The organism is Armatimonadota bacterium (genome assembly GCA_035527535.1).
In the GTDB taxonomy this organism is placed as follows: Bacteria; Armatimonadota; Hebobacteria.
In genome coordinates this window covers 52,686-76,420 of sequence record DATLAK010000084.1, presented here as the reverse complement: position 1 = coordinate 76,420, position 23,735 = coordinate 52,686, and the positions used below count along the sequence as shown (strand labels likewise).

The 23,735-nt window shown below is 69.3% G+C and carries 23 protein-coding genes; 12 read left to right on the top strand and 11 right to left on the bottom strand.

Annotated features, from left to right (window positions below):
* Positions 1–48: 48 nt before the first annotated feature.
* Positions 49–1,029 carry a PfkB family carbohydrate kinase gene (locus VM221_05945; GenBank protein HUT74357.1) on the top strand — a complete coding sequence of 327 codons (981 nt, stop codon included), beginning with the start codon at positions 49–51 and terminating at the stop codon, positions 1,027–1,029.
* A 472-nt stretch (positions 1,030–1,501) separates the two neighbouring features.
* Positions 1,502–2,374, top strand: coding sequence for a sugar phosphate isomerase/epimerase (locus tag VM221_05940; protein ID HUT74356.1), 873 nt, complete (start codon positions 1,502–1,504; stop codon positions 2,372–2,374).
* Positions 2,375–2,462: 88 nt separating this feature from the next.
* Here the strand turns inward: VM221_05940 and VM221_05935 are convergent, their stop codons facing one another.
* Positions 2,463–4,196, bottom strand: a complete 1,734-nt coding sequence (locus VM221_05935; GenBank protein HUT74355.1) for an Ig-like domain-containing protein — start codon at positions 4,194–4,196, stop codon at positions 2,463–2,465.
* 218 nt (positions 4,197–4,414) lie between these two features.
* On the opposite strand from VM221_05935, the gene VM221_05930 reads away from it, so the two are divergent.
* From VM221_05930 to VM221_05895, 8 genes are all read left to right on the top strand, one after another.
* Positions 4,415–5,458 carry a Gfo/Idh/MocA family oxidoreductase gene (locus VM221_05930; protein HUT74354.1) on the top strand — a complete coding sequence of 348 codons (1,044 nt, stop codon included), beginning with the start codon at positions 4,415–4,417 and terminating at the stop codon, positions 5,456–5,458.
* Positions 5,459–5,495: 37 nt separating this feature from the next.
* The gene (locus tag VM221_05925) at positions 5,496–6,260 is read left to right on the top strand and encodes a 7-carboxy-7-deazaguanine synthase QueE (GenBank protein HUT74353.1); all 765 of its coding nucleotides are present in this window, start codon (positions 5,496–5,498) and stop codon (positions 6,258–6,260) included.
* Between the two features lie 88 nt (positions 6,261–6,348).
* Positions 6,349–6,804, top strand: coding sequence for an Rrf2 family transcriptional regulator (locus tag VM221_05920; GenBank protein ID HUT74352.1), 456 nt, complete (start codon positions 6,349–6,351; stop codon positions 6,802–6,804).
* 18 nt (positions 6,805–6,822) lie between these two features.
* Positions 6,823–7,581 (top strand): 4Fe-4S binding protein, encoded by a 759-nt coding sequence (locus tag VM221_05915; GenBank protein ID HUT74351.1) that lies wholly within the window; start codon positions 6,823–6,825, stop codon positions 7,579–7,581.
* A gap of 23 nt (positions 7,582–7,604) precedes the next feature.
* Complete coding sequence (locus tag VM221_05910) at positions 7,605–7,886, top strand: hypothetical protein (protein ID HUT74350.1); 282 nt, start codon at positions 7,605–7,607, stop codon at positions 7,884–7,886.
* A gap of 379 nt (positions 7,887–8,265) precedes the next feature.
* Positions 8,266–9,666, top strand: coding sequence for a hypothetical protein (locus VM221_05905; protein HUT74349.1), 1,401 nt, complete (start codon positions 8,266–8,268; stop codon positions 9,664–9,666).
* A gap of 116 nt (positions 9,667–9,782) precedes the next feature.
* Entirely contained in the window at positions 9,783–11,348 is a 1,566-nt protein-coding gene (locus tag VM221_05900; GenBank protein ID HUT74348.1) for a hypothetical protein, read from the top strand.
* A gap of 205 nt (positions 11,349–11,553) precedes the next feature.
* Positions 11,554–13,110 (top strand): hypothetical protein, encoded by a 1,557-nt coding sequence (locus VM221_05895; GenBank protein HUT74347.1) that lies wholly within the window; start codon positions 11,554–11,556, stop codon positions 13,108–13,110.
* Here the strand turns inward: VM221_05895 and VM221_05890 are convergent.
* The 8 genes from VM221_05890 to VM221_05855 form a co-directional block, all read right to left on the bottom strand.
* A complete protein-coding gene (locus tag VM221_05890; protein ID HUT74346.1) occupies positions 13,104–13,979 on the bottom strand; it encodes a hypothetical protein in 876 nt (291 codons plus the stop codon). The two genes, VM221_05895 and VM221_05890, sit on opposite strands and share 7 nt — an antisense overlap.
* 140 nt (positions 13,980–14,119) lie before the next feature.
* The gene (locus VM221_05885; protein HUT74345.1) at positions 14,120–14,422 is read right to left on the bottom strand and encodes a DUF167 domain-containing protein; all 303 of its coding nucleotides are present in this window, start codon (positions 14,420–14,422) and stop codon (positions 14,120–14,122) included.
* 68 nt (positions 14,423–14,490) lie between these two features.
* The gene (locus tag VM221_05880; protein ID HUT74344.1) at positions 14,491–15,942 is read right to left on the bottom strand and encodes a type II CAAX endopeptidase family protein; all 1,452 of its coding nucleotides are present in this window, start codon (positions 15,940–15,942) and stop codon (positions 14,491–14,493) included.
* Positions 15,936–16,415 (bottom strand): DivIVA domain-containing protein, encoded by a 480-nt coding sequence (locus VM221_05875; GenBank protein HUT74343.1) that lies wholly within the window; start codon positions 16,413–16,415, stop codon positions 15,936–15,938. Before VM221_05875 ends, VM221_05880 begins: the two co-directional genes overlap by 7 nt.
* A complete protein-coding gene (locus tag VM221_05870) occupies positions 16,415–16,705 on the bottom strand; it encodes a YggT family protein (protein ID HUT74342.1) in 291 nt (96 codons plus the stop codon). The genes VM221_05875 and VM221_05870 overlap by 1 nt, the downstream gene beginning before the upstream one ends.
* On the bottom strand, positions 16,702–17,526 hold the full coding sequence (proC, locus tag VM221_05865; GenBank protein ID HUT74341.1) for a pyrroline-5-carboxylate reductase: 825 nt from the start codon (positions 17,524–17,526) through the stop codon (positions 16,702–16,704). The genes VM221_05870 and proC overlap by 4 nt, the downstream gene beginning before the upstream one ends.
* Before the next feature lie 126 nt (positions 17,527–17,652).
* Complete coding sequence (locus tag VM221_05860) at positions 17,653–18,054, bottom strand: cell division protein SepF (protein ID HUT74340.1); 402 nt, start codon at positions 18,052–18,054, stop codon at positions 17,653–17,655.
* A gap of 171 nt (positions 18,055–18,225) precedes the next feature.
* Positions 18,226–18,960 (bottom strand): YggS family pyridoxal phosphate-dependent enzyme, encoded by a 735-nt coding sequence (locus VM221_05855; protein ID HUT74339.1) that lies wholly within the window; start codon positions 18,958–18,960, stop codon positions 18,226–18,228.
* Between the two features lie 208 nt (positions 18,961–19,168).
* Between VM221_05855 and mutM the strand changes: the two genes are divergently transcribed.
* Together mutM and VM221_05845 are read left to right on the top strand one after the other, a co-directional pair.
* On the top strand, positions 19,169–20,029 hold the full coding sequence (gene mutM / locus VM221_05850; protein HUT74338.1) for a bifunctional DNA-formamidopyrimidine glycosylase/DNA-(apurinic or apyrimidinic site) lyase: 861 nt from the start codon (positions 19,169–19,171) through the stop codon (positions 20,027–20,029).
* Positions 20,026–20,808, top strand: a complete 783-nt coding sequence (locus tag VM221_05845) for a DUF72 domain-containing protein (protein ID HUT74337.1) — start codon at positions 20,026–20,028, stop codon at positions 20,806–20,808. The genes mutM and VM221_05845 overlap by 4 nt, the downstream gene beginning before the upstream one ends.
* A gap of 42 nt (positions 20,809–20,850) precedes the next feature.
* On the opposite strand, the gene VM221_05840 is transcribed toward VM221_05845, so the two are convergent.
* Both VM221_05840 and VM221_05835 read right to left on the bottom strand, forming a co-directional pair.
* The gene (locus VM221_05840) at positions 20,851–21,729 is read right to left on the bottom strand and encodes a 3D domain-containing protein (GenBank protein HUT74336.1); all 879 of its coding nucleotides are present in this window, start codon (positions 21,727–21,729) and stop codon (positions 20,851–20,853) included.
* Positions 21,730–22,461: 732 nt separating this feature from the next.
* Entirely contained in the window at positions 22,462–23,697 is a 1,236-nt protein-coding gene (locus tag VM221_05835; protein ID HUT74335.1) for a 2,3-bisphosphoglycerate-independent phosphoglycerate mutase, read from the bottom strand.
* Between the last annotated feature and the right edge of the window lie 38 nt (positions 23,698–23,735).

The following is a 23,735-nucleotide window of genomic DNA, read 5'->3' as shown; positions in this document are numbered from 1 at the left end:
GCACGGCAGGCCGCGACCCCACGGTTCTACCCCGACGAGAGACTACCGATGACCGATTGTCAGTCGCCGGTTGCGAAGAACAACCGCCGCTGCGTGTCCCGCGATGAGGGCGGCGCCGGCTGCGGGGTGCTGGTGGTGGGCAGCATCGCCCTCGACAGCGTCCAGACCCCCTTCGGCGCGGTGCGCGAGGTGCTGGGCGGGGCGGCGGTCTATGCCTCGGCGGCGGCGAGCTTTTTCGCGCCGGTGCGCATGGTGGGGGTGGTGGGCGGCGATTTCCCGCGCGAGCACCTGCGCCGGCTGGAGCAGTGGGACATAGACATCAGCGGGGTCGAGGTGCGCGAGGGACAGACCTTCCGCTGGAGCGGCTATTACGAGTACGACCTCAACCAGGCGCACACCGTCAGCACCCACCTCAACGTCTTCGAGGACTTCCACCCCAAGCTGGTTCCGGCGCACCGCGACACCCCCTACGTGTTCCTCGCCAACATTGACCCCGAGCTGCAGTTGGCGGTGCTCGACCAGGTGCGCGCGCCGCGCCTGACCGTGTGCGACACCATGAACTTCTGGATCGCCGGCAAGCGCGAGGCGCTGATGGAGGTGATCTCGCGCGTGGACGTGGCGCTCATGAACGACGCCGAGGCGCGCCAGCTATGTGATACCCACAGCCTGGTGCAGGCGGCGCGCATGATCCTCGACCAGGGCCCGCGCGCGGTGGTGCTGAAGAAGGGCGAGCACGGTGCCTCCATGTTCACCCGTGACGGCCATTTCTCCGCCCCCGCCTATCCGCTGGAGGAAGTGAAGGACCCCACCGGCGCGGGCGACTCGTTCGCCGGCGGGCTCATCGGCTATCTCGCCTACACCGACGACTTCAGCGACGACAACCTGCGCAAGGCCATCATCGGCGGCAGCGTCATCGCTTCCTTCGATGTGGAGGATTTCAGCCTCGAGCGGCTGGCGCGCCTGACGCCCAACGAGATCGTGGAACGCTATCGCCGCTTCCGCGCGATAACCGATTTCGGCGACATGTAACGGCAGTTCACCGCCGAGAACACGGAGACTTGCCCGCCTATGGCGGGGAACAGAGAACAGAGAGACCTAACCGCCGACGAACGCCGACAGACGCCGAAGAAGATGAACCACAAAGGCACAAAGGCACGAAGAGAAACAGCAATCCGAACCGCGGAGAACGCTGAGGAGGCGGAGAGGGATAATCCGCAGATGGCTAGGCCCTTCAGGCCGCCACGGCGGCAGCAAAGCTGCCTAGCGGTTTCGCAGACTGCGCAGATTCAGAAACCACGGAGAGCACAGAGGGCATGGAGGGAAGACGGCAGGGAACCGCCCATGAACGCTGAGGAGGCGGAGAGGGACAATCCGCAGATGTCACAGATTGCGCAGATTCCTGATCGAGAGGCATTCCATTGTCAATCTGCGTAGTCTCCGTAATCCGCGGATCAGATCCCTCTCTCTTTTCTGCGGTTGAACCTATCGGGAAGAGAGGTGAATGATGTTCAAGCTGGGAGTATTCACGGACGAGATTTCGCAGGATTTCGAGCACGCGGTGCAGGTGGCCCAGGAGTACCGGCTGCAGACCGTCGAGATCCGGTCGGCGTGGGACAAACGGCTGCACCAGCTCAGCGACGACGACGTCGCTCGCATTATGCGCATCCTCGAGCCCACGGGCATCAAGGTCTCCATCGCCTCGGCGCAGTTCTACAAGTGTGACATTGACGACGATGAGGCCTGCGCCGAGCACCTGCGCATCTTCGCTCGCTGCCTCGAGATCGCCCCCCGCCTGGGCACCGACATGGTGCGCGGCTTCACCTTCTGGAACACCGGCCACACCGACGAAATCTGGGGCAAGCTGCTGGAGCGCTACCAGCAACCGGTGGAAATGGCCGCCACCGCGGGCATCATCCTCGCCATCGAAAACGAGGCCGCCTGCAGCGTCTCCAACGCCCGCTATCTGCAGCGCTTCCTGGCCGACATCAATCGCCCCCACGTCAAGGCGCTGTGGGATCCAGCCAACGAGGTGTTCGCGGATGACGGCGAGCGCCCTTACCCCGACGCTTATCACCGGGTGGAGAAGGAGATGGTTCATTTCCATCTCAAGGACGCCCGCCGTGACGAGCAGTCGGGCGAACCGCGCTGCGTCGCCGTGGGCGAGGGGGTCATCAACTGGCAGGGGCAGATCAAAGCGCTGCTGGAATCCGGCTACAGCGGGACCGTATCCCTGGAGACGCACTGGCGCCCGACACAGCTCAGCGAGGAGCAGCTCAACCGTCCGGGCGGCGCCGAGTTCTCCAGCTGCGGGGAGTACGCCACCCGCGTCTGCCTCGACAACCTGCTGCGCATCGTCAAGCAGGTTACGGGGTAGGGGGCGGCAGCGCGCCGGCGGCTGGCGCCGCCGAGGCGGCGAACACGGAGGGGCGGCGGGGGCTCGGCGGGGGATCCCCTGGGATCCCCTACTGCGCGGCGAGGTAGATGCGGCCGCGGTCGGGCTCGAGGGTGACCTTTAGGCCCAGCGCGTCGCGGAACAGCCCCAGCGGCACCAGCGCCCGGCCCCGCATCAAGCGCGCCTCAGTCTCCAGGGTGAACTCCCTCGCGTCCACCAGCGCGACGCGGCTGCCCATGGTGAGCTTGATGTCATGCGCGAAGGCCCGCGCGCGCACGAGCTTGCTCGCCGGGATCCAGTGCACGACCCCCCCCGAGTGCTCCACGATCGCGCGGAACGGGGCGAGGGAGATGCCGCCCTCGGTCACCAGCGGGACATCGGTGTACACCGGCTCGCCGTTGAGAACCATCCCGGAGTCCCAGGGGATGCGCAGATCCTGACCTGCGGCGAGCCGGCCGCCTGTGAGCAGTCCGTTCAAGCGCGCGATCTCCTGTGTCGGCACCTGGTAGAGCGCTGAGACGCTGCCCAACTGCTCGCCCGGCTGCACCGTGTGCAGGATAAGCTCGCCCCGCTCCCCCCGCACGGCCAAGACCGCCGTCGGGGTCTCGGGCGCGCGCGCAATCTGCACCGGCGAACCCGCCGCGGGCGCCGGCGCCTGCGGCGCCAGGGCCGCGGCTTGGACCCCGACCGCCGGGGTCGCAACCGCGAGCGCGACGGCCGCGGACTGCGGAACTTGCGCGGCGGGGGGCAGCGCGGCTACCTGTACCACCCCCACCGGCAGAACATTGTGCGCCAGCGCCGCCTCCGGCGCGGACGCAACCGCGAGGGGCTCGTCCGCCGCGGGGTCGGCGACCGACGCGATGGCCGCCGTCGGCTCCGCCGCGCCCATGGGCTGCGCGGGGGCGGGAGCCGCCGTGACGGTCGTGGGTTCGGCGCGAGTCGCCGCCGGCGGCGCCGCGCCGGCGGGAGCGACGACTGACGGCCCGACCGGACTGCCGACCTCGGCGGATTCGAGCATGGACCCGATGGCGGCGTCGGGGGCCGCGGCTTCGGCGGCGGTGGCGGCGGCGAGTTCAACCCCCGGGAGCGCCGCCGCGGGCTGGCCGCGCATCTCGGTGCGCCCGCCGGGGTTATTGACGATCACGCTGACCAGTGCCGAATCGTGCCGCCGGTCGCCCAGATCGAAGGCGGTCGCCTTCAACGCGTGCGGGCCGTTGACGTAGCGCGTCGTATCCAGCGAATACGTGAACGGGGGCATGTTGGTCAGCGCGACGAAGGCATCATCAACCAGCAGCATGACGTAGCGCACGCGGCTCTCATCGGTATTCACGCGCACTTGGATGGGACCCGAGACCTCCTGTCCCTCCGCCGGGGCGGCGATCTCCACTCGCAGTTGCGCGGCGCCGGGTTGGCCGGCTTCGCCTTTCAGCGCGACCACCGCGTCCACGGCGTGGCTGCGGCCGGTCGAGTCATAGACGCGCGCCGTCAGCGTGTGGGAACCTTGCGCGAACTGGCCGCAGCGCCAGGTGAGCTTGCAACTGCCGGCGGCGACCGCGGGCGACATGGTGACGGTATCGTGCAGCTTGCCGTCCACGTACAGTTCCGCCGCGGTGACTTCGGCGTCCGCGCCGGCATCGAACAGCACGGTCACCGCCACCTGCTCGCCGACGACCACCGACGAATAGGCCGGGGAAGCGATGGCGGCGCTGGGGCCGTTCTCGCCCGCCGCCGCCGAGATCGTCAGGCCGGCCGCCAGAATGAGAGCGAAACCGAGGGTCATGCCGATGGCCGCAGCCTTGCGCATCGCGCTACCTCCTGCCGGGCGCTCGCCCGTGCTGCGTTTCGAGCCGGGGGAATGCTAGCACAAAGCCCCCTCCCCGTCAACCGAACCCCGGCGCGTTCGCCCCCGGCGCCAGCGCCCACCGACGCTGGCCGGCAGGATAATTCGACGCGCGCCGCGTAGTAATATGTCTATTGAGATACGGCGCGTATGCCGGTTCCACCTTACCCGGGAGGCCTATCGTGGAGGAAACCATCAACTTCGGAGTTATCGGGTGCGGGGTCATCGGCCCCTGGCATACGCGCGCACTGGAGCAGGCGCCTGGCGCCAGACTGGCGGTGGTGTGCGATATCGTCGAGCCCAAGGCGAAAGCCCTGGCCGAGCAGCACGGCGTGCAGTACCACACGGACTACCGGGAGGTGCTGGGGCGGGACGATATCCAAGCCGTGTCCATCTGCACCCCGAGCGGGATGCACGGCGAGATGGTGGTCGAGGCCGCCCGCGCCGGCAAGCACGTGTTGTGTGAGAAGCCGATGGAGATCCACGTCGCGCGAATGGACGCGATGATCGCGGCCTGCCGCGACGCAGGGGTGAAGCTGGGGGTGGTTTTCCAGCGGCGCACGCAGCCGGTGTGGCGGAAGGTGCGCGAGGCGGTGCAATCCGGCGCCCTCGGTAAGATGGTGCTGGGGGACGCGTACATCAAGTACTTTCGCAGCCAGGAGTACTACGACACCGCCGGGTGGCGGGGCACCTGGCAGTGGGATGGCGGCGGCGCCCTCATGAACCAGGGCGTGCACTGCGTTGACTTGCTGCAGTGGATCATGGGTCCGGTGCAGACCGTCTTCGGTCGCGCCGACCATCTGGTACGCAAGATCGAGGTCGAGGACACCGCGGCGGCGGTGCTCACCTTCGCCAGCGGCGCCTTCGGCGTGCTCGAGGGCACGACCTCGGTCGTCGGCATGGACCACCGGCTGGAGTTCCACGGCGAGCGGGGCACCATCGTCGTTGACGGCGACGATATCGTCAAGTGGGAGGTGCCCGGCGAAACCCTCGAGCAAGCGCGGTCCTGTGTCACCGTCGAGCGCGACGGCTCGGCCTCCGACCCCACCGCCATCGGCGCGGAGGGACACGTGCGCCAGATAATGGACCTGGTGGAGGCGATCCGACACGACCGCGAGCCTATGGTCAGCGGCGGCGACGCCCGCCACGCGGTGGAGATCATCCTGGGCGTTTACAAGTCATCGCGCCTCGGCGCGCCGGTGACTCTGCCGTTGGATTCGGAATAGGCGCGGTGGGGGGCGCCGCGTCCGCGAGGCGACTGCGATGATCACCGGCAGCCTCGCCGAGGTCTTCTCCGCCACCCAGGGCGAGGGGCTGTTCGTCGGGCAGCGCCAACTCTTTGTCCGCCTGGCGGGGTGCAACCTGCGCTGCCGCTACTGCGACACCGCCTGGGCGCGCGCGCGGACGCCCTGCTGCCGCGCCGAGCACACCCCCGGCGGTCGCGACTTCACGGCGCATGCGAATCCCCTCGACGCCGAAGGTGCGACGGCCCTCGTCTTGCGCCTGCAGGTGGGACGACTGCACGATGCGGTGAGCTTCACCGGCGGCGAGCCGCTGCTGCAGCCGGAGTTCCTGCGCGACCTGGCACAGCGACTGCGGGCGGCGGGACTGCGGGCGCACCTGGAAACCAATGGTACGCTCGCGGAAGCCCTCGCGCGGGTGTCGGATGCGGTTGACGTCATCGCCATGGACCTCAAGCTCCCCAGCGCCGCCGGGTTCGAGTGCTGGGACGAGCACCGCGCCTTTCTCGATGCCGCGAGACCCTTCATGCAGCGCCCCGGCGCCCTGCTGTTCGCCAAGGCGGTGTTCGCGCAGGCAACCACCGAGCAGGAAATCGAGCGCGCCTGTACGCTGCTGGCGCAGGTCAGCGCGGAGATACCACTCGTGCTCCAGCCCGTCTCCGCGGTTGCCGGCGGCCCCGAGCCGCCCGCGCCCGCCCACGCGCTCGCCCTGCAGGCCGCCGCAAAACCGCTTCTCGCCGACGTCCGCGTCATCCCGCAAACGCACAAGCTCATGGGGCAGATGTAGGAAGCCGTCTCACGATTTTGGTCCAAGAACCCCTTGACAGGGCGTTCATTCTGGATTATTATAGTCCATAAGAGAGGTGGAGATCTGCGTGGACGTCATCCGGCGAAAGACAGATTACGGGTTGCGCGCCCTGGTGGCGATCGCCCGGGCCGAGGGTCCGATGCGCACCGAGGAGCTGGCGGCGCAGGAGGGGGTTCCGGTAGCCTTCTTGCACAAGGCGCTGACCGACCTTGCCAACGCCGGGGTGCTCGACGGACAGCGCGGGCGGACGGGCGGCTTTACGCTGGCGCGCCCGGCCGACGAGATCACCGTGCTGGAGGCGGTCGAGATCATGCAGGGGCCGGTGGCGGTGAGTCGGTGTCTGCTCGGCGATGACGCCTGCCCGCGCCAGGAGAGCTGCGGCCTGCGCTGGGCGTGGGAGATGGTGCAGCAGAAGATCGCCTCCTTCTTGCGCGGCCTGACGGTGGAGGACCTGGTGCGGTCGCTGGGGCCGGCGCCGGGTGGAGGCAAGCGACGGCGCGCCGCGGTAAGCGCGGACCGCTGACGAAACGAGGAGAATGACATGAGCACCAAAGTTGCCAGGCAGATCATCCACATTGACGAGGACCGCTGCAACGGCTGCGGCCAGTGCGTGACTGCCTGCGCCGAGGGCGCGCTGGCGATCATTGACGGCAAAGCCCGCCTGATCAACGAGGTTTTCTGCGACGGCCTGGGAGCCTGCATCGGCGAGTGTCCGACGGGCGCCCTCCTCATCGAGCAGCGGACGGCCGACGAGTTCGACGAGGAGGCGGTCGAACGGCACCTGGCGCAGGCGACCGTTTCATCACGAGAGCCGCTGCCTTGCGACTGTCCGGGCTCGCTGGCCGAGGAGCTGCGCCCGCGGCGGGCCTATGCCGAGGCCGCGCCAACCGCGGCGGTCGCGTCGGAACTGCGCAACTGGCCGGTGCAGATTCACCTGCTGCCGCTGGAGGCGCCCTACTACGCGGGCGCGGACCTGCTGCTGGCGGCCGACTGCGTGCCCTTTGCGCATCCGGCGTTCCACCACGACCTGCTGCGGGGGCGCACGCTCGCCGTCGGCTGCCCCAAGCTCGACGACGCCGGCTTCTACGTCGAGAAGCTGGCCGGCATCCTGCGCGCCAACGACATCCGCAGCCTGACGGTGGCGCACATGGAGGTGCCGTGCTGCTTCGGGCTGCAGCGCGTGGCGGAGACGGCGGTGGCGCAGTCCGGCAAGTCCATTCCGGTGGAGACGACCGTCATCGGGCGCGACGGCACGGTCAAGTCCGCTCCCGATCGCGGGGCTGCGTGCCCGCACGCATGAATGGGGGGTAGGAGGTAACGCCCATGACGTGGGACAAGTGCCCGGGCTCCAGGCAGTTCTCCCAGCCGATGCCGGAGTTCTACCCGTGCCCGTGGTGCGGCGGCGAGGTCGAGATCTGGAGCGACGAGCTGCAGGCCAAGTGTCCGGAGTGTGGGCGCGAGGTGACGCGCGAGCGCATCCAGGGCTGTATTGACCACTGCGAGATGGCGCGCGAGTGCCTGGGCGCGGAGCGCTACCAGCGGCTGGTCGCCCAGAGCCGACAGGCCAAAGCGGTTGGCAACGCGCAGGCGGGGCCGACCGACTAGGACGACATGGACTGGGACCAGGAAGCCGAGGAGCTGCTGCGGCAGGCGCCGGTATTCGTGCGCCCGCTGGCGCGGCCGCGGACGCGCTTGCCCAGCATATCGCCGGTTGCGGCTTCCCCGAGTTCCTGGATCGCGGCTTGAGCCCGCGCCCCATCCTGTCGCACAATCGCTTTCAGGCGGCGGTGATGGAACGCGAAGGTGCTGCCCTGCGGCAACATCACCCCGACAGATCGGGGTGCTCAATCCGCCGGGGCATTCCCGCTTTCCGAGGTCACGTCCTGCCCAAGCGCCGGGCGGCCCCCACGCCGCCTGGGCAGGAGGCAAGCTCCCGCCTCACGAATGTATTTGCGAATCCACGCGCCGAACAGGGAGAACAACCATGCGCAAGGTCAAGATCGGATTCATTCCCTCCCACCGCGACCCGTTCAGCCGCAAGTGGGGGGCGCAGATGCGGCGGCGCTGCGCCGCCGCGCTGCGCAAGACCCCCGGGCTCGAGTTGGTCGCGCCCAGCCCGGAGCTGACCGCCGACGGCCTGGTGAGTAACATCGAGGAAGGGCGCAAGACGCTCGCTCTCTTCCGCGCGCAGGGGGTCGCTGGCGTCATCGTCGGCGGCATGACCTTCGGCCACGAGACCTCGGCCGTGGGAGTCGTGATTGCGGGCATGGCGCCGGGCACACCGGTGCTGCACTTCGCAGCCAAGGGAGCGCCCATCGGCGCGGACGGCCTGCGGGCCTCCGACTCGTGGTGCGGGCAGTTCATGCTGACCTCCGCCATGAAGCGCCGCGGCATCAAGTACGAGCATATCCCCACGTGCTTTCCCGAGGAGCCGGTGTTCGCCGAGCACGCCGCTCGCTTCGCGCGCGCGTGCGCGGCCCACCAGGCGTTCCACGGCGCGCGCTTCGGCCAGATCGGCGCGCGGCCGGAGGAATTCGAGTCGGTGTGGTGGGACGAGGCGTCGCTGCAAAAGCGCTTCCACCAGACCATCGTGCCGGTGGACCTCGACGAGGCATGGTCGCGGGCGGAGGCGATCCCCGCCAACGCGAGGCAGACGGTGGCGCTCGTGCGCAAGCTCAAGCGCGCCCTCGGCCCTTGCGACGCGCCGCCGGAGGCGCTCACCAACATGGCGCGCGTCGAGCTGGCCCTGGAGCAACTGGCGCGGGAGAAGGAGCTGGTCGCGCTGGGAGTCAACTGCTGGACGCGGGTGCAGGAGCGGCTGGGGGTATCGGTGTGCGGGGTGCTGGGCCGCCTCACCGACAAGGGCCTTCCGTGCGCGTGCGAGGTGGACATGTACGGCGCAGTCAGCATGTGGGCCGCCTACACCGCCGCCCTCGACCGCGTGGCGCCGCACTTCATTGACTGGACCGAGCTCCACCCCGAGCGCGACAACGTGTGGCTCGCCTGGCACTGCGGCAACTGCCCGACCAGTCTGTGCGAGAGCGGCTGCGCTCCGGCGCTGCGCGATCACAGCATCCTGCCGGTCAAGCCCTCCCACGGCACCGTCGAGTTCCGCATGAAGCCGGGGCCCGTGACCTGCATGCGCCTGGTGGAATACGACGGCGAGTTCACGATGTTCATCGGTCGCGGCGAGGTGGTAGCGATCGAGCCCTTCACGCGGGGGTCCTACGGCTGGGTGCAGGTCGGCGACGTCATGGACTGGGAGCGCAAGATGGTGGAGCACGGCATCATCCACCACGGCGTGCTCATCCACGACCCCGAGGTCGCCGCCGCCCTCGAGAGCTTCTGTCGCTTCAACGACATCGCCGTCGTCACCGCGGCGTAAGGGGGCGGCCGGCGGCGCCAGGGGGTGGCGGAGCCGCGGCCGCCAAGATCAGGATGTGAGCGGGCAGGCGGAAACGCTCGCGGGGCCGCCTGAGACGCGGCCGGGGGTGCGTGCGATTGAGGTGGGTGCGCGAGAACTGGCCGCTGGTGGTCGCCATAGCGCTGCTGTGGCTGAGCCTGGGGGTGATCCTCCATCAGTCGCTGTCTGTGACCGGCGGGAGCCTGGTCTACGGCCTGGATGACGCCTACATCCACATGGCGGTGGCCAGGCACCTGGCGCAAGATGGCATCTGGGGCGTCACCAAGTACGGCTTCAGTTCGTCCCAGTCCTCGCTGTTGTGGCCGCTGCTGCTGGCCCTTCCCTATCTGCTGGTGGGGCCGAGCGAGATCGTGCCCCTCGCGTTCAACATCGTCTTCGGGACGCTGCTGGTGGCCCTGATGTTCCTCCTGCTGAAGCGCGCGGGGCTGCCGAACGCCTTCATCCTGCTGGTGCTGGCGGAGCTGATCGTGTTCCTGCCGGTGCCGTGGCTGGCGTTCACAGGCATGGAGCACCTGCTGCAGGCGGTGATGGACCTGGCCTTCGTTTATCTCTGCATCCAGGCGCTCACCCGCCAAGAGCAGCCGCGCGCCAACGCAGTGCTCATGCTGGCGCTGACTCCCCTGATAACCGGGATCCGCTACGAGGGGCTGTTCCTGATCGCGGCGGCGATCCTGCTGTTCCTGCTGCGCCGCCGCTTCGCGCTGGCGATTGCACTGGCAGGCCTGGCGGCGGCCCCCTTGGCTGCCTACGGGGTGGTCGCGATCAGCCACGGCGGTTACTGGTTGCCCAATTCGGTGCTGCTCAAGAGCGCGTACTTGGACTTGCCGGGGGAGGTCGGGGGGCTGACGCTGGCGGCGCGCTCCCGCCTATGGTATCTGGTGGTGCCCTGCGTGCTCCTATACCTTTGGGGCCTGCGGGCGAGGCGCGGCATATGGCAAACGGAGCAGTTGGCGGTCCTGATTTTCCTGCTCGTCTTCGCGATGCAGGCCCTGCTGGCAAAGGTGGGGTTATCCCGCTACGACGCCTATCTCGTCGCCCTGGGCCTCTATGCACTCGCCGTTTCCGTGTTCGCGGCGCTGCGTTCCATCAGCATTTCGGAGGCAACCCGCGTCCGGGCGGCATTGCTGGCCATGGGGGTGCTGCTGGCCCTGCGTCCCGGCCAATGGGGCTTGTCCACCATGATCCTATCGCACGTGACCGTCGCGGACATCTACCAACAGCAGTACCAGATGGGTCGGTTCTACCGGCAGTACTATCAGGGGCAGGCGGTCGCGGCCAATGACATCGGCGCCGTGAGCTTCCTGGCGGACACCAAACTGTTGGACCTGTGGGGGCTGGCGAACACGGAGGTCACGACCGCGCGCCTGAATCGGACCTACAACACCGCGACCATCCGCCGGTTGGCGCGCGCCAAGGGAGTCAACGTCGCCGTGGTCTACTGGACATGGTTCACGCGCTTCGGCGGTCTGCCCCGCGAGTGGGTGATGGTGGGCAAGTGGCGCATACCGGCCAACGTCATCTGCGCCGAGGAGATCGTCACTTTTTATGCGGTTGACCCCTCGGAAGCGCCGATGTTACGCCGGCACCTGCTGGACTTCTCCTCGGAACTGCCGCCGCAGGTGGAGCAGTTGGTTTTTCAGTAGGTCCCGTGATTACGGCCCGGGTTGCAGACCGCCGTCCCCCATCAGCCAGGGACCTGATGGAAGGGGAGGGCTTTGCGAGGGCGAACAAGCACAAGGAGTCCCATACCGGGAACCGCTGAGCGATGGTGACCCTTGGTATGGAGGCGGGACCCAACCCTCGCGGGATCGCCTGAGACGCGGCCGGGGGTAAGTGCGGTTGAAGTGGGTGCGCGAAAACTGGCCGCTGGTGGTCGCCATAGCGTTCCTATGGTGGAACCTGGCGGTGATCCTTGAGCGCTCCCTGTCCGTGACCGGCGGGCGCGTGGTGTACGGCCTGGATGACGCCTATATCCACATGGCGCTGGCCAAGCACCTGGTGCAGGATGGCGTCTTGGGGGTCACGAAATATGGCTTCAGCTCCTCGCAGTCCTCGCTGTTGTGGCCGCTGCTGGTAGCCCTTCCCTATCTGCTGGTAGGGCCGAGCGAGATCGTGCCGCTTGCGCTCAACATCGTCTTCGCGACACTGCTGGTCGGCCTGATGTTCCTCCTGCTGAAGCGCGCCCAGTTGCCAAGCGTCTATATCCTGCTGGTACTGGTAGAGCTGATTATCTTCGTGCCGCTGCCGTGGCTGGTGTTCACGGGCATGGAGCACGTGCTGCAGGCGTCGGTGGACCTGGCCTTCGTTTGCCTCTGCATCCAGGCGCTCACTCGCCAGGACCAGCCGCGCACCAACGCAGTGCTCATGTTGGCGCTGACTCCCCTGATCACCGCCATCCGCTATGAGGGACTATTCCTGATCGCGGCGGTGATGCCGCTGTTCCTGCTGCGGCGAAGGTGGGCGCTGGCGATCGCGCTGGCAGGCCTGGCGGCGGTTCCGTTGGCGGCCTACGGGGTGGTCGCGATCGCCCATGGTGGCCGCTGGCTGCCCAACTCGGTGCTGCTCAAGAGCGCCTGCTTGGGCTTGGCGGGGGAGATGAAGGGGCTGGAGCTGGCGGCGCAATCCCGCGTGTGGCAAGTGGCAGTCCCTTGCGCGCTGCTGTTCGGCTACGGCCTGCTGAGGAGACGCGGCATATGGCGGAGGGAGCAGTTGGCGCTCCTGGTATTCCTGGTCGTCTTGGGGATGCAGGTGCTGCTGGCAAAGGCGGGGTTGCTCCGCTACGACGCCTACCTCGCCACCTTGGGGATCTATGCACTCGCCGTTTCCGTGTTCGCGGCGCTGCGTTCCACCAGGCTGTCGGACCGCGCCCGCCTGCGGGCGGCGCTGGCGGCGACCGGGGCGCTGCTGCTCATGCCGATCGGACAACACGGGCTGTACACGATCACCGTCACGCATATCACCGTCGCGAACATTTATCAACAGCAGTACCAGATGGGTCGGTTCTACCGGCAGTACTATCAAGGGGAGGCGGTCGCGGCCAACGATATCGGAGCCGTGGATTACCTGGCGGACATCAAGCTGCTGGACTTGTGGGGGCTGGGCACCCCGGAGGTAGCAGCCGCGCGCCTGAGCCGGACCTATGACACCGCAACCATCCGCCGGTTGGCGCGCGCCAAGGGAGTCAAGGTCGCCATCGCCTACCGGGGATGGTTCACGCCCTTCGGCGGCCTGCCCCGCGAGTGGGTGATGGTGGGCAAGTGGCGCATACCGGTTAACCTGATCTGCGCCGGCGACACCGTCACCTTCTATGCGGTTGACCCAGCGGAAGCGCCGATACTGCGGCGGCACCTGCTGGACTTCTCCTCGCAGCTGCCGCCGCAGGTGAAGCAGACGATGTTTCAGTAGGTGCGCCCGTCATCTTGCGATTCCGCCATTAGGATACGGCGGGGCCCAGCGTGGACCACCTGCAGCACCAGCCGACCGCTCTTGGTCGCGTGCACGATGCCGCCATTCAACGCCGCTGGCAGCTCCTGCGGTTGCCCCCAAGAGCGTCCGTGGTCGCGCGACCGCACCACGAAAGTCTGATCGGTCTCCACCGTCGGGATCGCCAGCAGGAGATCGCCCCCGGGCGTGCGGCACAGCGAGGGCATGCTCTGCCCCCCGTTGGCGCCCGGCGCGGGATGAAACCAGTTGCCCCGACCGGTCGGGGCGGTCTCGTCCCATGCGGGTGCCGGCGCCGCATCGCCGCTGACGCGCAGGTTGCGCAGCGCGAAGCCCCCATACCCGGCGAAGCCGATGCGCCCCGCGCCCGCCGTGATGTCGCTCACCACCGGTCCCGGGCGGCCCTCGACCCACACGCGAATCGTCGCGCCCGCGCACTCCACCCGCGCCTGGTACCAGCGTTCGGTCTCGCTCGGCACCCCCGGTATGATCGCCAGCTTGAGGTTGCGGACGTAGCCCGAGGAGTCAACCCTCGAGATCGCCGCCCAGAAGTGTTTGGCGCGCGCCTGCTGCGCGCACCACGGGAAGCTGACCCAATAGTAGTCATTGGCGCCCCGCGCGCGCAGGATGACCCCGACATCGCCGGCGCCGGTCTCGCGATAGCTCGCCAGGAACTCGAACCCCACGGTCGCGTCCGCGAACGCCTGCGGCAGATGGAACGCCAGGGCGTGGTTGTCAGGGGTGGTCGGGCAGTCAATCCGCCCTGCCGCGTCTTCGCTCCACGCGCCGTTGACAAAGGCCCAGTCGCGACCATCGCCGATTCTCAAGTTCATCGCCAGCGGTCTCCCATGGTGCACTTGCAGTCAACAGGCTGGCAGCTGCGCGTCTCCCGACCGGTGCTCTCCGAGGGGCCGACTTGGCGCCTCGAACCGCGCACGCCCAGCCTCCGCGACCCGCGCGAGGTCCGCGGAGACTACTCTCGTCCGCCTCCCAGCCGCCGCCACACCTCCGCCTCGCCCAGGCCGTGGACGCGCACGGCCTTGCGCCGCGATTTCTCCCCCGACACGATGTGCAGTGACGACCGCGCGACCCCCAGGTGCTCGGCGATCTGCGCCAGCATCGCGCGGTTGGCCTTGCCCTCGACCGCCGGCGCGGTGACCGACACGATCACCTCTCGCGCCGCGACGTCGGCCTCGATAGCATCGGCCGCCGCCCGCGGGCGCACGCGCACGCGCAGGGTCACCGGGCCTCCCGTGCTTTCCGTTTTCTTGCGCAAGTCGCCCACCTCACGGGCGCCCCGACCGGTCGGGGCGAGACAACCGCGACTTCAGCGAAGTCGCGCCCCTAGAGCAGGAATAGCGCGACCGCGGTAGCGAAGTTGAAAAGGCCGTGCGCGACCATCCCCGGCAGCAGCGACCCCGTGCGCTCGTAAACCACGCACAGCGCCACCCCGAGCACCAGCACCGGCACGAAGCTCACCCAGTTGAGGTGCACGAGCGCGAACACCACCGCGCTCGCCAGCGCCGCCACCGGCATCGTCCAGCGCTTGCGCATGCCGCCGTAGAGGGCTCCGCGGAACACCGTCTCCTCCACCACCGGCGCGGCCACGCACAGCAGCACCAGCAGCAGCGCGCGCGCCGCCAGCCCATGCGCCCGGGTCATCTCGGCCACCAGCAGGTTGACGGGCGGCGCGGGCAGCAGGCGACTGGCAACGACGACCGCCGCCATGGCCAGCGGCAGGGCCGCAGCGTAGGCGCCGATGCCGTGGGCGATGCTCTTGGCCACCGACAGGCGGCGCCAGCCGGCGGTGCGCAGGCCCGTGCCCGGCGGCGCCACCGCCGCGGCAAACCACCACAGGGCAAGCACCGAGGCCGCGATGTATGAGGCCAAGATGGCGGCGATGACGCCCGTCGTGCCCAGGCGACGCGCGAACGCAAGAGTGCCCCCTGCCACGAGCGTGCTCAGCACCAGCCACGCCCCCACCAGCTCCAGGCCCGCCCACGCCCCCCAGGGGCGTTCGGGCAGGCCGTGGTAGGGGCCGAAGCCGGCCCGCCGCAGGATTCCCCACAGCAGCACCCCGACCCCCAGCAGCATGAGCGCGATGAAGCCTGCCATCAACGCCCCCACCCGCTTGACCAGCCGCACCCCCGCCTCGAACATGCTCCGGCGCAGCTCGAGGTCCCGCTGCACGCGGCCGCCGCTGACCGCGATCTGCGATTCGATCAGCAGGTGCGCCGGCACCCGCTGCGGTATCCACGCCGCCGCTTCGCTGACCAGCCATTCCTGCGTGAGCCGGTTGTTGGCGTAGAGTTGAGCCAGCAGCGACAGGACGTCGCGACGGCCGATGTCCAGTGACCCCTGAAGCACCCGCAGCGCGCGCATGGTATCGCCGCCGTGGGCATAGAGCGCCGCCGCCGAGGCGATGGCGGCGGTATGCTCCTGCGGGTCCTGGAGCCCCTGCGCCGCCCGCTGGAAGTACGCCGCCGCACTCTGGACGCCCATGCGCGCGAAGCGCCCCGCCGCCTTGCGCTGCCGCAGGGCAAACGACCGGTCGGACTCAAGGCCCTCCAGGTAGTAGGTCAGCCCCAGCACCACCCGGCCCTGGAAGAGATCCATGCGCGCCTGGTGGGTGCGCATCTGGGCGCGGCCGGCGTCGGTGGCGGTGGACACCACGACCTCGGCGGTCAGCCCCAGCGCCGCCAACCCCAGCAGCACCACCGCTGCTGCGATACGGCCCCGCGAGTCTCCCTGCGGGGCCGGCTGCGGTTGCGGTCTCGGCTCCTCGCTCGCTAGCATGACTGATCCGGTACCGTTTCGGCGCGCGAGCCGCCCGCCAGCAGGTGGAGGTAGGTCTCCAGCAGCCCCCGGAACTCGGCCTCGAAGCGGGCTCGCTCGCGTCGCAGCTCCTCCACCTCGCGCGCTATGCCCTCCGCGTCGCGCCGGGCCGCCGCCAGCGTCTCGCGCGCCTGCTGCTCGGCCTCGCGCACCATCAGGCTCGCCTTGTCCTGCGCGCGACTGCGCGCCTCGTCCGCCGTCTTTTCCGCCAGCACCAGCGCGCTCTTGATCATCTCCTCCGTATCCCGATACTGGCGCAGCTCCCGCTCCGCCTTCTCCAGTTGCTGCTTCAGGCGGTCGTTCTCCTCCAACGCCTTGCCGTATGCGTCCGCCACTCGCCCCATGAAGTCGTCCACCTCGGTCTGCACGTACCCCCGCAGACCCTGGCGGAACTTCTGGTTGACGATGTCAATGGGCATGATGTCGTTGACCACTAGAACGCTCCTGCCACCAGATTGACGATTATCCGCTCCGCGACCCACAATAGGAGCAAGAGAACGATGGGCGAGAAGTCGAGCCCCATGCTCTGCACGCGCAGCATCGAGCGCAAGGGCCGCAGCATGGGCTCGGTCAGGTCGTGGATAAGGCGCACCAGCGGATGCCGGGCATCTACCCGGATCCAGGAAATGATCACTCGCGCCAACACCAGCAGCTGCAGCAGCCAGAAGGCCATGTGGATGAGCGATATCACTTGCATGTTCACGCCGATCTGCGCCGGGGTCACGGGTCCTCTGCTCCCAACTCGCGCGCGCGGCGCCAGGCGGCGACGACCGCCTCCATCGCCGCCGCGCGCAGCCCGCGCGCCTCGAGGGCGGCGACGCCGGCGGCGGTGGTGCCCGCGGGCGACATCACCGCGTCCTTGAGCTGCTCGGGGTGCCCCTCTCCCGCCAGCACCATGCGCGCCGCTCCCAGCACCGTCTGCGCCGCCAGCTCGATCGCCACCACCCGCGGCAGCCCGGCCGCAACTCCGCCGTCAGCCAAAGCCTGCATGAAGACGAAGGCATAGGCCGGACCGCTCCCCGAGAGCCCGGTGGCGGCGTCGAGCAGCGCCTCCGGCAGCTCGATGACCCGCCCCACCGCCGCCAGCACCTCTCGCGCGGCGGCGATGCCCTTCGCCGACGCGGGGCTGTCCGCGGCGATCACCGCCATCCCCTCGCCCACCACGCAGGGCGTGTTGGGCATCGCCCGTACCACCCCCGCCGGGCAGTCCCGCGGCAGCGCCGCGCGCAGCGCCCGCGTCGTGACCCCCGCGGCGAGCGACAGCACCGTCTGGGTTGCAGCAGTGAGGGAGGGAGCGACTTGCGCGAGCGCGGCGGGGACGTCCGCCGGCTTGACCGCGATCACGATCAGGGCCGCCCCGGCGGCCGCTGCCGCCGTGTCGGCGCACGGGGTCAAGCCCAGGCCCTCGACGGCGCGCAGGCGCGCCGGGTCGTGATCGAAGGCGCGAATCGAGGCGGCGGCGGCGCCGGTGGCGATGAGGCCGCTCGCCAGCGCCGTGCCCATGCGGCCGGTGCCGATGATCGCTATGGTGCGGGCGTCGGACATAGTAACGCCGCAGCGTGACGCCGCAGCCCCGCGCGCGGCCCGGTGTGGCGCGCCCGCGCCTGGCCTGCGCCCACCGTGGGGCTGCGAACAGCCGTCACCGCCGGCGGTGGGGACGCCGCGGCGATCCTAGGAGGGATCGCTCCAGAGGTCGGCGGCGACGGGCTGCTCGTCCGCCTCGGCGGTGATGAGCATGGCCGCGGGTGCGAGGACGTAGATGCCGTCGCCTGCCTGCTCCAGGTGGCCGTCAATGGCGTAAACGACGCCGCCCAGAAAATCGAGCACGCGGCGAGCCTGAAGATCCTCGAGCATGCGCAGGTTGACGATCACCGGCCGGCGCGCCTTCAAGCAATCGGCGCAGACCTGGGCGTCATCCAGCGACTTGGGCCAGCGGACGAAGATCTCGTCCTGGCGGGGATGGAGAAGCAATCGTGGTTTGGCGCCGCGGTCCGCGCTCACCGGCGCCGCCGTCTCATCGCCGTCGTCCTCGGCGAACAACCAGCCCTTGACCCGTTCCACTACGCCTGACATGCGACCCTCCCGGTTCTGTGATGTGTGCTGCAAGTGTGCTGTATGCCGTCAGCCTACGGCCGGCAACGGGTTCGTGGTGCCCTATTCGGTTGTGTTCGCCCGTGCGCAGCGGGCGAGCAGTTGAACGCTGAAGCGCCTGCAGGCCAAGCCAGCCGCGACCGTCTCGCCGATTCATCCGTTCCCCTGCTCACCGGCTGCGGCCGGGCGGGCGCCGAAAATCGCGGTGCCCACCCGCACCATGTTCGCTCCTTCTTCGATCGCGACCTCGAAGTCCTGGCTCATGCCCATTGACAGCCATGTCATCGGCGCCCCGGGGAGGGAAGCCGCGATCTGCTCGAACAGGCGGCGCAGCAATCGGAAATCGGGGCGCGCCGCCTGCCGCTCCGCGCCGAACCGCCCGATGGTCATCAGCCCTCTTAGCTCGAGGCCCTGCAAACCGGCCACGACTTCGGCCAGGCCCGGCGCGTCATCGCCGGCGACCCCGAACTTGGTCCCTTCGCCGCTGGTGTTGACCTGCACCAGCACCGCCAGCCGGCGCCCGGCGGCGCGCGCCCGGCGATCCAGCTCCCGCGCCAGGCGCTCGCTGTCCACCGTCTGCACGAGGTCGAACAGCTCCACCGCTTGCGTGGCCTTGTTGGTCTGCAGGTGTCCGACCAGGTGCCAGCGCACGCCGCGGCCGAGGCGCTCGATCTTGGCGCGCGCCTCCTGGACGTAGTTCTCGCCGACATCGGTGATCCCCGCTGCGGCCGCGTCGGCGATAAGTTCGGGGGCGATGGTTTTCGCGGCGGCGACGAGGGTGATATCCTCGGGGCGGCGCCCAACACGGGCGGCCGCGGCCGCGACCCGCTCGCGCACGCGCGCCACGTTGTCCGCGATATCAAGGTGCGATTGCGAAAGCGCGCACATTATACCACACGCTCTTGACCGGAGCAAACGCTTTTTTACCAGGCGGCGGCTGCGGCGACCATGACGTGATATGTTTCGCCGCGTGCGCTGCCTGGCCTTTCCGCGCAGCCGAATTCACGCTCGCGTTCTGCTATAATCTAGGCAGTCGCGGGCCGCCGACCATGGATTCCCGACCGCGGACGGCCCGCCGCGATCGCGAGGCTCGCGGATGCCGGAACTGCCGGAAGCGGAAACCATTCGCCGTCAACTCGCGCCTGAGATCAGCGGCCGCCGCATCGTCGCAGCGCTCGTCGGCAAGCGCGACCTCCTGGGCCGCCACCGCCAGTCGGCTCGCCGGTTTGCGCGCCTCGCGGTCGGCCGGCGCATCACCGCCGTCGGCCGCCGCGGCAAGGCCCTGGTGCTGACCCTCGACGACGCCGATACCCTGGTCGTGCGCCTGGGCATGAGCGGACGCCTGCTGGCAACGGCGACGGACGAGCCGCGAGCCACGCATACCCACGTCACGCTGCGCCTCGAAGATGGCCGCGAGCTGCGCTATGTTGACCCCCGCCGCTTCGGGGAGGTCTATGTCGCCCGCGGCACCGACCTGTCGGCGATCCCGGGGTTGACCAGCCTCGGCCCCGAGCCGTTCGGGCGGGGCCTGTGCGCGCATCTGCGCGCCCACCTGCCGCGCCGCTCCGCCGCCATCAAACCGGTGCTCATGGATCAGCGCCTGCTCGCAGGCGTGGGCAACATCTACGCCGACGAGGCGCTGTTTCGCGCGGGGGTACACCCCGCGCAACCGGCCAACACCCTGACCGACGACGAGACATTGCGCTTGGGCCGCGCGCTGCCGCAGGTCCTGCGCCGCGCCATTCGTCGCTGCGGCACCTCCTCCGCCGACGGGGGCTACGTTGATGCGCGCGGCGCGCCCGGGGACTTCCAGGGCTGCCTAGCGGTCTATCAGCGCGCGGGGCTGCCGTGCAAGCGCTGCGGGGCGGAAATCAAACGCATGGTGCTCGCCGGTCGCTCGGCGCATTTCTGCCCCGCCTGTCAGCCGCGCCGCCGCCGGCAGGGGCGACGCAGATGATCCACGTCGGCACTTCCGGCTTCAAGTTCCCCGATTGGAAGGGCAGCTTCTATCCCGGCGATATGCCCGCGAAGGAGTGGTTGAGGTACTACGGCGAACGCTTCGACTGCCTGGAGGTCAACTCGACCTACTACCGGCTGCTGCCCGCGCGCACGTTCCATTACATGGCGCAGAAGGTGCCCGCCGGCTTCCGATTCACGGTCAAGGCCTACGGCGGTCTCACTCACGAGCCGGGCGCGGGCGACGACGAGGACTTCCAGGCGTTCCTGGATTCGCTGCAACCGCTGCTGGAGGCGGACAAGTTCGGGTGCGTGCTGGCGCAGTTCCCGCACCGCTTCCACAACACCGAGGACAATCGCCGTTACCTGCTTGAGTTCAAGCAGCGCTTCGGCGCGCTGCCGCTGGTGGCGGAGTTTCGCAGCCGCGAATGGGCGCAGCCGGCGGTGTTCGATCTCCTGCGTGAGGCCGGCATCGGCTTCTGCGCGGTGGACGAGCCGCGCTTTAGCAGTCTCATGCCGCCCGTCGCCGTCGCCACCTCCGCGATCGGCTATGTGCGCTTCCACGGGCGCAACTACGAGAAATGGTGGAAAGGCGACGCCAAGACGCGCTACGACTACCTCTACAGCGAAGAAGAGCTGCGCGAGTGGACGCCCAAGATCCGCGGGCTCGAGGAGGAGACCGAGCGCGTGTACGTGTTCATGAACAACTGCTACGGGGGCCAGGCCGCCACCAACGCGGCGCAGATGAAGGAGCTGCTGCAGCGGGAGCTGGGCGCGTGACGCGGTCCGCGTGCCGGGCGCCGCGCGCGGTGGGAATCGGGGTCACTCCAGTATGCGCACCCGCACCGTGCGCCGCCCCCAGGCCAGCGCTTCGCGGTAGGTGTCGAAGCCGAGGTCTATGCGGCGGCCCTTGATGGCGCTGCCGACGTCGGCGGCGACACACTCGCCGTAGCCGTCAACGTAGAGCCGCGTGCCCAGGGGGATCACCCGCGGATCCACCGCCGCGATCCCCTTGCCCGCGCGCACCCCGATGGCGGTGTAGCCGCTGGCATAGCGCCCGCAGCTGCGCGGCCCGGGGTCATAGCCCGTCGCCTCCAGGTATAGCACCTGCCCGCCGCGCGAAGGAAAGGATACGGTCCCCCGCACCACCACCTGCGGCCGCATCGGCTCGAGCGTCCGCTGCGAGATCACGCTGCGCTGCGTCTCCGCGCCGTCGCGGCGCCAGACCTCCAGCGTCGCCAGCGCCCGCCCCGGCCGGCCCGGGCGCAGGGTAATCGGCCGGTGCACGCGACGATCAAGGCGCACGCGGGTGGCGATCGGGATCTCGATCTCCCGCTCGACCACTTCGCGCGTCACCCGCACCACGCGCACGACATCGCCCTCCGCCACCACGCGCTCCAGCGCAGGCTCGACGCGGTCGAGCTCGCCCAGCGCGATACCCGCGCTCGCCAGCAGCTCGGCGACCATCACCGGGTCGCTGCGAAGGGTTGATTGCTCGCCGTCGGCGAGCAAGGTGACCATCACCCGCCCGTCGTCGGGCGCGGCGTCGGCGCACAAGGGGGTAACGCCCGCGCCGCCGATGGACCACGTGATCAGGCAGAGAGCGGCAATCAGCGCGCTGAGCATCCCCAGGCGCCAGGCGCCGGGGAATACCGGCTCGAAGCGATGCATCCTACCCGGGCCGCGGCCGCGTGGTGCCATACAGGGTCCTCCCTCGGAGTTGTCCGCTCCGGAGCGACGCCACCGTCTGGCTCCGCCCGCCGCACCAGGAACCCAGCGCCCCGTCAACCGTGAGCTGATGGGTACGTTCCATGTCGGGGCGCAATTCTCGCCACGACAAAGGATATCCCATGCAGGTCAATCTTGACGCGGCACCAGCCGAGGCGCGACTTGAGCAGCATAGGTCGTGGTGGGACTGTGCGTGGGGCGGTGCTGCGATGCGAGGCGGCGATTGGTGCTGTCAGCCCTGGTCGGTGGCGCCGGTTGAGAACCCTTCGGCTCACTCAGGGCAAGCTCCGGGCCACCATGCAATTCCGGCCAAATTGTGTCGGACTCCAACGGGCGCCCCGACCGGTCGGGGCGAGATAGTCTCCGCTTCGGCCAGGTCGCCCCCTTGAGTCGCGACTCGTCAATCTAGCACAGGGCGCCATGGCCTGTCAAGGGCTGCGCCGACTGACTGGGGGCTGCGCCGACTGACCCAGCAGCTCCTGCCGAGGGGGTGTGAACTCGGTACGTTGGTGTGAGCCCTGCCATGTAGCACTGCCGGGGCTTGCCCGCCGGTCGCCAGGCGGGGCCCCCCTTCGACCCATTCGACGAGCCCTTAAGCCCGCTGGGCCGGGGTGGCGGTCGCGGCGCGACCTAGCCACTCAATAGGGCAGGCAAACCCGCGGTGCATCGCCCCCGCTCCGGCTGGCGGCCCAGCCCCGCGAACGGCTACGCCCCGAACTTGTCCTGCGTCATCACGAGACTGGTCAGAATGGGCATGATGTCGGCGCCGCGAATACGCCCCAGTCCGCCGACGGCGGTCGCCCGTTCGCCGAACTCGCGCACCGCGTCGGTGCGCACGCCCGGCCCCGCCAGCGCCAGCGGCAGCGGGTCGCCGGAGTGATCCTGCACCGCTACCGGGGTGGAGTGATCGCCGGTGATGACGATGTAGGCGTCGTCGCCCAACTGCTCGGCGATGTACCCGGCCAGGCGGTCGAACTTCTCCACCGCCGCGACCTTGCGCTGCGCGTCGCCGTCATGGCCGGCGAGGTCGCTGGTCTTGAGATTACACAACACGAAATCATTCGCCGCCAGCGCCTCCACCGCCGCCTGGGCCAGCGCCAGCTCGTCGGTGTCGTAGCCGCCGGTCGCCCTCGCCACCTCGGGCACCGCCATCTTCAAGTAGCGGCCGAGACCCTTGATCAGCCCGACCTCGACCACGCACGCGCCGCTCAGCTTGTGGCGCTGCTCGAACGGCTCCAGGTGGGGGGCGATGCCGGCGCCCCGCGGCAGGACGATACTAGCCGGCGGCTTGCCTTCCCGGCGGCGCTGTTGGTTGACGGGATGGCCCTTGAGCAACTCATACGAGCGGCGCACGAACTGGTTGACGGCGCGGGCGGTCTTCTCGCTTGCGGGGTCGCCGCCGCGGGCCTGCCAGACCTTCTGGCCGGTCTCGTGGGGGTCGGTGTCGGTGACATCGTGGCCGAGGCCTTCGCCGCGCAGGATGAGGGCGGCGCGGTGCTCGATGGACTCCTTGAAGACGGCGGTGACGCCATCGAGCGTCATGCCGTCGAGGGCCTGGGCGAGTTCGCGGGTGCCGTGCTCGATGCGCCCGGCGCGGCGGTCTTGGATGACGAAACCGTCGTCCACGGTGGCGAAGTTGCAGCGGAAGCAGATGTCGCCGCCGCGGACATCCATGCCGATGCCGGCGGCCTCGAAGGGGCCGCGCCCGGTGTAGGTGGTGTGGGGGTCGTAGCCGAGCAGGGCGAGGTGGGAGGTATCGCTGCCGGCGCGGATGCCGGGGGCGATGGGGTCCATGATGCCGCACTCGCCGCGGGCGGCGATGGCGTCGAGGTGGGGCTTGCGGGCCGCCTCGAGCGGGGTCTCGCCGTCGAGCTCCGGGCACGGGCGGTCGCCCAGCCCGTCGCAGATCAACATCGCTATCTTCGCCGTCGCGTGACTCACCTTGCGGCCTCCTTGCGTCAAGTCTCCTGCGTGTTCGG